The following is a 12,211-nucleotide window of genomic DNA, read 5'->3' on the forward strand; positions in this document are numbered from 1 at the left end:
TATAAAAAGTAAATAGTAGACAGAAAGCAGGAAAACCATGAAACGCATGATTACGTGCATGTGCCTTTTGGCTGCTTTGTTAACGCTTGCCGCCTGTTCGGACCATGAGGCAAGTGCCGAAGAGAGCATTCCGAAGGCAGAAGCGCACCACGATAAAAAGTCTGTAAAGCGCCAAATCAAAAAGGAGCCGGATACGTCCGCCTGGGTTAAAACGAAGGGAACAGCGAGACTGCCGATTCTGATGTACCACAGCATTTCTGAGGGAAACAGCCTGCGTGTGCCGAAGGAAGAATTCCAGCAGCATATGAAGTGGCTTCATGATCACGGCTATTATACGATGACTCCGGAAGAAGCCTATCTGATGCTGACGGAGGATAGAGAGCCGCGTGAAAAATGCGTGCTGATCACATTTGATGACGGCTATACCGACAATGTCAAAGCGGCGTATCCCATTTTAAAGAAATATAAGATGAAAGCGACCATCTTCATGATCGGTAACTTTATCGGACATAAAAATCACCTGACTGAGAAGCAGATGAAGGAGATGGCCGCACACGGCATTTCCATTCAAAGCCATACGATGAACCATCTCGAATTGAACGGGCTCACGCCTCAGCAGCAGCGACGCGAAATGGCGGACTCTAAGCGTTTATTTGACCAAATGTTCGGGCAGCGGACGTCTGTAATCAGTTACCCTGTCGGACGATATAATAATGAAACTTTAAAAGCCGCAGCTGCTGCAGGCTACCGTATGGCGGTCACGACGGAGCCGGGAGCGGCATCGAGAGATCAGGGGCTTTACTCGCTTCACCGTGTCCGTGTGTCGCCGGGCATGTCCGGTACGGCATTCGGCTCTTATATCCAAAATGTGATGAAATAACAGAGCCTCCGCATATGGCGGAGGCTTTTTTCCGTTTAATAGAATTGATGAAGCAACAGGAGGGTGATACTCACGGTAATCGCCCCGCCGATTCTGGTCGACACTTGGGCAAACGGCATAAGCTCAAGCCGTTCAGCGGCGCTTAAGATTGCGACGTCGCCTGTGCCGCCCTGACCGGAATGGCAGGCATTGATGATCGCCGTCTCAATCGGGTACAGGTTCAGCCATTTACCGCTCAGAAAACCGACGGCTATCATCGTAATGACAATGGATAAAATGGTAATGATATTGCTGATATTAAACGCTGCAATCAGTTTGTCCCACGGTGTCATTGAAACGCCGATCGCAAATAAGAGCGGATAGGTCACGGCTGTCGAGAAAAAACGCGAAACGCCGAAAGCTCCGTTTTCAATCGAGGCCGGCGCCAGCCTGAACAGCTTAATAAGCACGGCAAGGACGAGCATCACGACTGGAGCCGGAAGCTGAAAGAAATCATGCGCCAGCATGCCGACCAAATACAGGGAAACCGCTAAAATCCCCCCCGAAGCGAAAAAAGACAGATTAAAAGCATTGTCATTGGCCTGCTGTTCCAATACAGGAGCGGATTGATCAGACTTATCAACCTTCCCGTTGCCCGTCCATTCCGGCTTGCGTTTCCCGATGACATTCAGCAAACCCGATAACATAATGGCACACAGGCTGCCGAGCATGATGGACGGCAGCACAAGCGCAAAGGCATCTCCCTGGGACATCGGCATCATATCGGAGTAGCCGATGGATAAAGGAATCGCGCCCTCGCCGACACCTCCCGCCATAATCGGGACGACAATATAAAGCAGTGTGTGCTGAAAACCGAGCCCGAGCAGCGTCCCGACGCATAAGCCGACGATGGCGGCCGCGATCGAGCCGGCGATCAGCGGAATGAAAATCTTGACGAAAGCTTTGACGAGAGTCTCTCTTTTCATCCCCAGAATACTGCCGACGACGATACCGGCAATAAATAGATAGAGAAAGTTAGAGTTTTCTGTGAATTCTGTTGTTGATGTAATAATATCTTTCGGAAGCAGGTGGTAGTAGACGACAGCGGACGGAATAAAGGTTGCGAGGATCGCAGGGCCGCCGATGGAACGCACGATCGGAATGGATTTTCCGATCTGGCCGAAGGTAAATCCGAAAAAACTCATGACGGCAATCGATGTCAGGATGTCGCTTTTTACATCGTGTTTCATGACAAACACCGTAATAAGCAAGAAGAGCAGGATATAGATAGGAAGAGGAATAATGCCGATTCTTATATTCATTGCTCTGGCAAACCAATTATCAGTCCGTTGCTGTTTTTGGAGTGAATCCGTTTGCAAATTTGGTTGAAGTTCTCCCATGCTTGTTCCCCCAGTCGTTATGTAGTGAAAAATATCCCCATTTAAAGTATACTAAAAAATTTAAATTGTTCATATATTAGGAATTTACTAGAAAACTTGCTTTCCCCTCTTTTCTTTCTCAAAAAGGCGATTTGGCGGCCTTTCTCGCTGAATAAAGCATTTTGTTCGCCACACGAATAAAAAAGAGGTACGATATGGAAGGGACAAAAATCCTAGGTGCCGACATAAAATCTCTACAAATTCGACATTAATCGGTCACAATTTCAGCCTATTTTTAGGTATATCGATCTTTTTTTTTAGGCGGAATCGTTGTAAAGTAATGATATTGAATCATTTCTATGACAGCCGCTGCCCCCTAGGGAGTGCAGGCTGATAATTCATTAGTTTTGACAAATTTGTGAAACATTGAGCAAATATATCATTTCTTGTGAAATGCCGAGCAATGGTTTTGTCGTGTTTGTGAAATGTTGAGCAATTTACCAGATTGGAGGAAAAACATCATGAGTGAGTTGGTTTTAGCCCGCATACAATTTGCATCTACAACATTGTTTCACTTCCTGTTTGTGCCTATGTCTATCGGGCTTGTGTTTATGGTTGCTTTGATGGAGACGCTTTATGTTGTCAAAAAACAAGAGACCTATCTCAAAATGGCTAAATTTTGGGGACATCTCTTTTTAATTAACTTTGCTGTCGGCGTCGTCACAGGGATTCTTCAGGAATTTCAGTTCGGATTGAACTGGTCTGATTATTCCCGTTTTGTCGGAGACGTATTTGGCGCTCCGCTTGCGGTTGAAGCGCTTTTGGCGTTCTTTATGGAGTCTATTTTTATCGGATTATGGATTTTCGGCTGGGACCGTTTATCTAAAAAAGTGCATTTGCTTTGCATTTGGCTTGTATCCTTCGGGACGATTATGTCATCTTTCTGGATTTTGACGGCAAACTCATTCATGCAGGAGCCGGTCGGCTTTGCGATTAAAAATGGCCGCGCAGAAATGAATGATTTCGGGGCGCTTTTGACAAACCCTCAGCTTTGGGTTGAATTCCCTCACGTCATTTTCGGGGCGCTTGCAACTGGTGCTTTCTTTATCGCCGGTGTCAGCGCATATAAATTATTGAAGAAAAAAGAAGTGCCTTTCTTCCATAAATCTTTCAAGCTTTCAATGATTGTCGGTCTGATCGCCGGTATCGGCGTTGCGTTCAGCGGACATATGCAGGCTGAGCATTTAATGGAATCGCAGCCGATGAAAATGGCTGCCAGTGAAGCGCTTTGGGATGACAGCGGTGATCCTGCTGCGTGGACGGCCTTTGCGAACATTGATACGAATAAAGAAAAAAACACATCAGAAATTTCAATTCCTTACGCACTCAGCTACTTGGCTTATCAGAAGTTCAGCGGCAGTGTTAAAGGGATGAAAACTCTTCAAAAAGAATACGAAAAAACGTACGGAAAAGGCGACTATATCCCGCCTGTTAAAACGACGTTCTGGAGCTTCCGCATCATGGCGGGTGCTGGCGCGCTTATGATTTTCGCCGCGATTGCCGGCTTTATTCTGAACCGCCGCAAAAAGCTTCATACAAGCAAGTGGTATTTACGGGGCATGATCGCACTGATCGCATTCCCGTTCATTGCGAACTCTGCCGGATGGATTATGACTGAAATCGGCCGCCAGCCGTGGACGGTCATGGGGCAATTGACGACCGCACAATCCGTTTCGCCTAACGTAACGACGGGATCTCTGCTGTTTTCAATTATCAGCTTCGGCGTCATGTACTTGATTTTAGGCGCGCTGCTTGTTTTCCTATTCGTTCGTGAAATTAAAAAAGGTGCGGACCATGATGATCACAAGGATGTTCCTGTATCAACAGATCCGTTCAGTCAGGAGGTCTACCATGGGGTCACTTCATGATCTTTGGTTTATACTCGTTTCGATTTTGTTTGTCGGATTTTTCTTTTTAGAAGGTTTTGATTTCGGTGTCGGCATTTCGACCCGATTTCTTGGCCATAATGAATTAGAACGCAGAGTGCTGGTTAACACCATTGGCCCGTTCTGGGATGCGAATGAGGTGTGGCTGATCACAGGTACGGGAGCGATTTTCGCGGCATTCCCGAACTGGTATGCAACGATGCTCAGCGGATATTACATTCCGTTTATCATTATTCTTCTTGCCTTGATGGGCCGCGGCGTGGCATTTGAATTCCGCGGGCAAGTGAACAATCTGAAATGGGTCAAAACATGGGACTGGGTAATTTTCTTTGGAAGCCTTATCCCGCCGTTTGTATTCGGCCTTATCTTTACAAGCTTGTTCCGCGGTGTGCCGATTGACGGACACATGAACATTCACGCTGGTTTTTCAGATATTGTGAACGTGTATTCCGTTCTTGGCGGAGCAGCCGTCACCCTTCTTTCATTCCTGCACGGTTTAATGTTTATCACCCTGCGCACGATCGGTGATTTACAAGAGCGTGCGAGAAAAATGGCAAAACGCGTAATCGGTGTTATCTTTCTTGTTGTACTTGCTTTCTTTGCGATGTCTGCATACGATACGGATATGTTTACACGCCGGGCAAACATCACGATTCCAATATTCGTGCTGATTGTCATCTGCAACGTTCTTGCCATTGTGTTCATGAGCAAGAAAAAAGACGGCTGGGCATTCGGTATGACCGGCGCGGGTCTCGCTTTGACAGTCGCGATGATTTTTATCTCCCTGTTCCCGCGCGTCATGGTCAGCTCGCTGAAAAGCGCGTATGACTTAACAGTAGCTAACGCGTCTTCCGGTGATTATTCACTTAAAGTCATGACAATTGTCGCACTGACTCTGCTGCCGTTTGTCATCGGCAGTCAGATCTGGAGCTATTATGTCTTCCGGAAACGCGTCAGCCATAAGGAGCCTATGACTTATTAATGGGAAAAGACCTGTTTCTTTATAAAGGAATGAAGCGGATTCTTGCGATCATTACGGGATTAACGATCATACAAACGGCCGCCATTATCTTGCAGGCGGAATGGCTGAGCCAGGCGGTAACCGGATTATTTAACGGGAAGCGGATTGCTTCTCTTTATCCGGTTATCGGCTTTTTCCTGCTTGCGTTTTTGGTCCGGCATGCGGTGACAACGGTCCGGCAGAAAATCGTGTACCAATATGCCGCGCAAACCGGCGCAGACTTAAGAAAAAGATTTCTTGAGCAATTGTTCCGTCTCGGCCCCCGCTTTGCGAAAAAAGAGGGGACAGGCCGGATGGTGACGCTGGCGATGGAAGGCATCAGCCAGTTCCGCCGCTATTTAGAGCTGTTTCTGCCGAAAATGGTCAGCATGGCGATCGTGCCGGCTGCCGTTGTCATTTACGTGTTTTTTCAGGATAAAACATCGGCTTTGATTCTGATTCTTGCGCTTCCGATTTTGATTGTATTTATGATTCTGCTCGGACTTGTCGCACAGAAAAAAGCCGATCGCCAATGGAAGTCCTATCAGACGCTTTCCAATCATTTCGTGGATTCGCTCCGCGGACTGGAGACATTGCGGTTTTTAGGATTAAGCAAATCACACAGCAAAAATATTTTTCATGTCAGTGAGAGATACCGCAAGGCGACGATGAGCACGCTCCGGGTCGCGTTTTTATCATCATTCGCCCTTGATTTCTTCACGATGCTGTCGGTGGCGACAGTGGCGGTGTTCCTCGGCTTGCGGCTGATAGACGGACAGATTCTTCTCGGTCCGGCATTGACCGCGCTGATTCTCGCGCCTGAATACTTTCTCCCGGTCCGCGAGGTGGGAAATGATTACCACGCGACATTAAACGGGCAGGAAGCGGGAAAAACCATTCAGGCGATTTTGGCGCAGCCCGGTTTTAAAGAAGAAAAGCCGCTCGAGCTTGATACGTGGACTGACGGAGATGAATTACAGCTTACTCGTTTGTCCGTCCGTGAATCGATGTCTGAATTTAATCTGTCCTTTAAAGGGAAGAGAAAAATCGGGATTATCGGGGAAAGCGGCGCGGGAAAATCGACTCTCATTGATGTGCTGGGCGGCTTTTTAGAGCCTGCGTCCGGTGAGATCAAGGTAAACGGTGAATCCCGCTCGCATCTGCAGTCGGACGGCTGGCAGAAGCAGCTGCTCTATATTCCGCAGCATCCGTATATTTTTGATGACACGCTTTTGAATAATATCCGGTTTTATCATCCTGATGCTTCCCGTGAGGAAACAGCGCAGGCCGCTGCTTCAGCGGGTCTTTCCGAACTGATCCGTGATCTGCCCGGCGGTCTTGACGGCCGGATCGGCGAGGGCGGACGGGCGCTCAGCGGAGGGCAGGCTCAGCGTGTCGCGCTGGCCAGAGCCTTTTTAGGAAACCGACCGATTCTCCTTTTGGATGAGCCGACCGCTCACCTTGATATTGAAACAGAGTATGAAATAAAAGAAACGATGAAAGACCTGTTTGAAAATAAGCTTGTTTTTCTGGCCACTCATCGTCTTCACTGGATGCTTGAAATGGACGAGATTATCGTGCTTGATGACGGCGCGGTAGCGGAAATCGGCACCCACGACGAATTGATGGCGAAACAAGGCGTATACGCCAAACTTGTAGAGGCGCAACTGGGGGAAAGAACATGAGGAAAGAAGAATGGATTCTGCCGTATATGAAGCAAAATGCCCGTTTGTTTGTTCTTGTGATTTTTTTAGGCGCGGTGACGATTTTTTCGGCGGCCTTTCTCATGTTTACTTCCGGTTTTTTGATCTCAAAGTCGGCGACAAGGCCTGAGAATATCCTGCTGGTGTACGTCCCGATTGTGGCCGTGCGGACCTTCGGGATCGCCCGTTCAGTCTCCCGGTATGCCGAGCGTCTGACGGGGCACCATATCATTTTGAAAATCGTGTCCGACATGCGGGTGCGGCTTTACAATATGCTGGAGCCGGCCTCTCTCATGCTCTCTTCCCGTTTCCGGACGGGCGACATGCTCGGCATTTTGGCTGAGGATATTGAGCATTTGCAGGATGCGTTTTTAAAAACGATTTTCCCCGGGGTTTCCGCTTTGCTGCTCTATGCGGCATCCGTTATCGGGCTCGGCTTTTTTTCCTGGCCGTTTGCCGCTCTTGCGGCGATTTACCTGTTTGTATTAGTTGTCTTATTTCCGGTTGTGTCGCTTCTTGTGACGAGAGCGAAAAACATGAGGCTGAAAAGCGGACGGAATACGCTCTACAGCCGGCTGACCGATGCCGTGCTCGGCGTGAGCGACTGGATGTTCTCGGGACGTCAGGCCGCCTTTATTTCCTCTTATGAAGAGAAAGAAAAGGCGTGGTTTGACCTTGAGAGCAAGCGTCAGCGATTTACGAGGCTGCGCGATCTCGCCGCACAATGCTTTGTCGGCGGCTTCATATTGATCATGCTGTTCTGGACGGCGGGTCAGTATGCGGACGGCAGTATGGCCAACACGATGATTGCGGCCTTTGTGCTTGTTGTATTTCCATTGACGGAGGCGTTTCTGCCCCTTTCGGATGCGCTGACGGAAGTGCCTTCTTATCAGGATTCGATCAGAAGAATGAGTAAGGCGGCTCCGGAGCTGCGGGGGCGTGAGGTGAAGCAGTCAGATGAGAAACTGGATGTCACTGATGTGACACTGACGTTTGATAACGTGACATTTTCTTATGATCAGCACAGTCATGTGCTTGACCGCTTTTCCTTCACTCTCCGCCAGGGTGAAAAAATGGCGCTGCTCGGCAGGAGCGGCTCCGGTAAGTCGACCTCTCTCGCTTTAATTGAAGGCGCCTTAGTTCCCGATTCAGGCAAAGTGACACTGAACGGGCTGGAAACTGCGGCCGTGCAGGATCAGATTTCCTCAGCGGTGGCCGTTTTGAATCAGAAGCCTCATCTTTTTAATACGAGCATTATGAACAATATCCGGCTCGGAAACGGCAAGGCGAGTGATGAAGATGTTAAGCGTGCGGCGCGGCAAGTGAAGCTGCACGACTATATTGAATCACTGCCTGACGGGTATGAAACGTCCGTGCAGGAGACGGGGATACGTTTTTCAGGCGGGGAGCGTCAGCGGATCGCACTTGCCCGCATTCTGCTCCAGGATACGCCAGTCATTATTCTTGATGAACCGACGGTCGGCCTTGATGCGGTCACTGAACGCGAATTGCTTGATACGATTTTTGACGTCTTTAAAGAGAAAACGATCCTCTGGATTACACACCATCTGGCAGGTGTGGAAACAGCTGATAAGATCGTCTTTTTAGAAAATGGAAAAGCAGAAATGGAAGGAACCCATCAAGAGCTGCTTGCAGAAAACGAACGGTACCGGAAGCTTTACCGTCTTGATGTTCCGATCAGAACATAAACAGCCGCAAACGTGCGGCTGTTTTTTTTGTGCGGTTTAAAATCTCTTCTTGTTTGGAATATAAATAAGAGACAGAAGAGGAGGTACAGAGATGGACATACTGGAATGGACGGAACGGGATGTGAAAGATACATTGCCGAAGCGTGAGGCAGACAGCCATAAGGGGACGTTCGGGACGGCGTTATTGCTGGCCGGAAGCGATGACATGCCGGGAGCCGCCCTTCTTGCAGGTTTGGGCGCGATGAGAAGCGGCGTCGGCAAGCTCGTCATCGGTACATCGGCAGGCGTCATCCCGCTCATTGTCCCGGTGCTGCCGGAAGCGACGTACTGGCGGGACGGGTGGAAAAAAGCCGCGGCGGGTCAGCCGGAAGAAACCATCCGGGCCGCGGCCATCGGGCCGGGGCTTCCCCAAACGGACGAAGTGCAGCAGGCGGCTGACCAGCTGCTTTCTGCCGATTATCCCGTCATACTGGATGCGGGCGCCATAACGAAAAGAACCTATCCGGAAAGGAAAGCCCCGGTGATCTTGACGCCTCACCCCGGCGAATTTTCAAGAATGACAGGCCTTCCGATTCAAGAGATTCAGCAGAACAGAGCGGCATATGCCGCGGAATGGGCGGAGCGGCTTCATGTCACGATTGTCCTGAAAGGAAACGAAACCATTATCGCTTTTCCTGACGGGGAGTGCCGCCGGAATACAACCGGAAACGGCGCGCTTGCAAAAGGCGGGACCGGCGACACGCTGACGGGAATGATCCTCGGTATGTTGTGCTGTCATCAAGACCCGAAGCATGCCGTATTGAACGCCGTCCGCCTTCACGGCGAATGTGCGGAGTTATGGACGAAAGAGCGCTCCGCACATACCTTATTGGCGCACGAACTTTCTGAACTGCTGCCGCGTGTATGGAAGGAATATGAATAAAGAAAAGGCGTCTTCATAGGGAAGGCGCCTCTTTTTGTTTTAACCTTGATTTCATCAGAACATAATACAACAGCGACGGAACGGCCAGCCCGATGACCCAGGCAATGTCGCCTCCGCCGAATATTTCTGCGAGCGGTCCGATGTAAAAGGATGTATTGATGAATGGGATTTCTAATATGATCGACAAAACGAAGGCGGCCGCTGTAATCCAGTTGACCCTGCCGTATTGTCCGTTGACGTCAAACATCGATTTGACGTGGTATTTTCCGCGGCGGATAAAATAGTAATCCACGAGGTTGATCGCTGTCCATGGAATTAAGAAATAACTGATGAAAAAGATGAAATTTAAAAACAGTTCCATGAAATTGCTTTGGCCTAAGAGACTTAATACAGTACCCGCTGCCGTCACACAAAGGATCATTACGACTCTCGTTTTCGGCGTCACCTTCAGTTTTAAAAACGGCTCCAAGGTAGTCGTGGTTGACATAAAGGCTCCGTATAAATTAAAGACGTTGATCGCCATTTGCCCGAACAGGACGATGATCAGCATAATAAAGGAAAACGGGCCGAACAATCGGACAATTTCATTTCCGGCATTAGCAGTGAATCCCGGGAGCGCCGTCGTCAAAATAGCGCCGAGAAGCATCATCCAGATAGAACTGACTGACGTACCTGCGTAGCTGTACCAAAAGGTATGCGATGCCGGTGTTTTGACCGGCAGATAACGGGAATAATCTGCGACATATGGTGCGTATGCCAGCTGCCATGTGGCCACCGCGCTGACCGCCACTAAGAAAACAGGCAGATCTAATGAGCCGGGCGCCCAGCTTCCTGAGGGAATCGGCAGTTGAAAAATAAGAATCGTTGCAGCAAAAAAAACGGCAAAGGAGGTCCAAGAGAGGATTTTCTGCATTTTGTGAATCAGATCATGACCGTAGATCGTGAGTAAAAAACAGATGGCGCTTAAGCCGATAATACACCATGAAGCCGGAATCGGTACAAAGCTGCTCAGTGTACCGGCTGCGAGAATCGTACTGCTCGCAAAGAAGCCCAGGTAGATAAACATGACCAAAAAGAGGGGCAGAATCGCTCCGATCACGCCGAATTGCGCGCGGCTTTGAATCATTTGCGGAATTCCGAGCTGAGGTCCTTGTGCGGAATGAGACGCCATAAAGATTGCGCCGATAAAGGTTCCGATAATAATGGCTGCGATACTCCAAAAGAGATCGAGTCCCATTGTAACGGGCAGTGTGCCTGTGACTAACGTCGTAATATGCATATTCGCCCCGAACCAAACGGGGAATAAATCTTTGGCCTTTCCGTGTCTTTCGTGATGCGGAATATGTTCAATCGTTCGCCTTTCTACTTTCAATAGATAATCTCCTCCGTATGTCTTCTTTTAACATAAAGTCATAGCTTAACAGATTGACTTACCGTTTACAAATTCCAGTACGCAGGAAAAACATTGTAAAGCCTCGCTGACAGCCGTTCTGAGATTTTTTGTGAAACCGAACAGACACTGCCGCCAAAACGATTTACCGGGGTTTAAAAGGCATGGATATGCTTACGGACTAATATATATGAAGGAGAAATGTGTCAATCTTTTGACGAATGGAATCATTATTCGCTAAGCTTTAAGAATAGTTTACTTTGTGTAAATTTCATAAATGAAAAGGGGATTGATGATATGTGTACAAGTCTTACATTGAAAACGGCAGATGGTAATCACCTATTGGCGCGAACGATGGATTTTGCTTTTCAGCTCGACACCGACGTCATGCTGTACCCTCGTCAGTACAGCTGGAAAAGCGAAGCTGACGGCAGGCTGCATAAGACGAAATACGCATTTATCGGCATGGGGAGAAATCTCGGCAATATTCTGTTTGCCGACGGCGTGAATGAAAAAGGGCTGTCTTGTGCGACGCTGTATTTTCCGGGCTTTGCGGGATACGAGAAAGCGGAACGGGAGGGCACGTGCCACATCGCTCCTCATGAGTTCGTCACATGGGTCTTATCAAACTGTGAATCTCTTGAAGACGTAAAGGAAAAGCTCGCTTCACTGACAATTGTAGAGAAGAAGTTAATGTTATTGGATACGGTGCTGCCCCTTCATTGGATTTTATCAGACCGCACGGGGAGCTGCATTGTGATCGAGCCGACGCCGGAAGGTATGAAAGTCTATGACAACAAACCCGGAGTGATGACCAACAGTCCTGAATTTCCTTGGCATGTGACCAATCTGCGCCATTATATCGGAATCAGGCCGCAGCAGTCAGAAAGCAAAACATTAGGCGGAATGACATTAACCGCATTCGGCCAAGGGTCAGGAACGATCGGGCTTCCCGGTGACTACACGCCGCCATCCCGATTCATCAGGGCCGCTTACCTGAAAGAGCATTTAGAGCTTGCCGCTCATGAAACAGATGGCGTTACGGCCGCTTTTCACGTGCTGTCTAATATGAATATTCCAAAAGGCGCGGTGATCACCGAGGAGAATGAAATTGATTATACGCAGTATACGTCCGTTATGTGCTGTGACACGGGGAGCTATTACTTTCATCTGTACGACAACCGGCAGATCCATAAAGTAAGTTTATTCCATGAAGATCTTGACCGTCCGGAGCCGAAAGTATTTGCGGCTGTGGCGGAGCAGAATATACAGGAGCTTAATTAGCTCAAAAAAAACAGGACGC

At 48.7% G+C, this 12,211-nt stretch carries 9 protein-coding genes; 7 read left to right on the forward strand and 2 right to left on the reverse strand.

The window, feature by feature from the left end:
* Window positions 1-37 precede the first annotated feature (37 nt).
* Window positions 38-880 carry a polysaccharide deacetylase family protein gene (locus AUL54_RS11720; protein ID WP_060963934.1) on the forward strand — a complete coding sequence of 281 codons (843 nt, stop codon included), beginning with the start codon at window positions 38-40 and terminating at the stop codon, window positions 878-880.
* Window positions 881-915: 35 nt separating this feature from the next.
* Here the strand turns inward: AUL54_RS11720 and AUL54_RS11725 are convergent, their stop codons facing one another.
* Window positions 916-2,259, reverse strand: a complete 1,344-nt coding sequence (locus tag AUL54_RS11725; RefSeq protein ID WP_060963935.1) for a citrate/malate transporter CimH — start codon at window positions 2,257-2,259, stop codon at window positions 916-918.
* A gap of 500 nt (window positions 2,260-2,759) precedes the next feature.
* On the opposite strand from AUL54_RS11725, the gene AUL54_RS11730 reads away from it, so the two are divergent.
* The 5 genes from AUL54_RS11730 (at window position 2,760) to AUL54_RS11750 (ending at window position 9,518) form a co-directional block, all read left to right on the forward strand.
* Window positions 2,760-4,166, forward strand: coding sequence for a cytochrome ubiquinol oxidase subunit I (locus tag AUL54_RS11730; protein WP_016937474.1), 1,407 nt, complete (start codon window positions 2,760-2,762; stop codon window positions 4,164-4,166).
* The gene (gene cydB, locus AUL54_RS11735) at window positions 4,150-5,166 is read left to right on the forward strand and encodes a cytochrome d ubiquinol oxidase subunit II (protein ID WP_060963936.1); all 1,017 of its coding nucleotides are present in this window, start codon (window positions 4,150-4,152) and stop codon (window positions 5,164-5,166) included. Before AUL54_RS11730 ends, cydB begins: the two co-directional genes overlap by 17 nt.
* A complete protein-coding gene (cydD, locus tag AUL54_RS11740; RefSeq protein ID WP_049627639.1) occupies window positions 5,166-6,869 on the forward strand; it encodes a thiol reductant ABC exporter subunit CydD in 1,704 nt (567 codons plus the stop codon). Before cydB ends, cydD begins: the two co-directional genes overlap by 1 nt.
* On the forward strand, window positions 6,866-8,596 hold the full coding sequence (gene cydC / locus AUL54_RS11745) for a thiol reductant ABC exporter subunit CydC (protein ID WP_060963937.1): 1,731 nt from the start codon (window positions 6,866-6,868) through the stop codon (window positions 8,594-8,596). The genes cydD and cydC overlap by 4 nt, the downstream gene beginning before the upstream one ends.
* A gap of 91 nt (window positions 8,597-8,687) precedes the next feature.
* Window positions 8,688-9,518 (forward strand): NAD(P)H-hydrate dehydratase, encoded by an 831-nt coding sequence (locus AUL54_RS11750; RefSeq protein ID WP_060963938.1) that lies wholly within the window; start codon window positions 8,688-8,690, stop codon window positions 9,516-9,518.
* A 13-nt stretch (window positions 9,519-9,531) separates the two neighbouring features.
* Here the strand turns inward: AUL54_RS11750 and AUL54_RS11755 are convergent, their stop codons facing one another.
* Entirely contained in the window at window positions 9,532-10,890 is a 1,359-nt protein-coding gene (locus tag AUL54_RS11755; RefSeq protein ID WP_060963939.1) for a purine-cytosine permease family protein, read from the reverse strand.
* A 315-nt stretch (window positions 10,891-11,205) separates the two neighbouring features.
* Between AUL54_RS11755 and AUL54_RS11760 the strand changes: the two genes are divergently transcribed.
* Window positions 11,206-12,192, forward strand: a complete 987-nt coding sequence (locus AUL54_RS11760) for a penicillin V amidase (RefSeq protein ID WP_060963940.1) — start codon at window positions 11,206-11,208, stop codon at window positions 12,190-12,192.
* The last annotated feature ends 19 nt before the right edge of the window (window positions 12,193-12,211 follow it).

The sequence above is a fragment of the Bacillus sp. SDLI1 genome (genome assembly GCF_001553895.1).
GTDB classification, from domain to species: domain Bacteria; phylum Bacillota; class Bacilli; order Bacillales; family Bacillaceae; genus Bacillus; species Bacillus siamensis.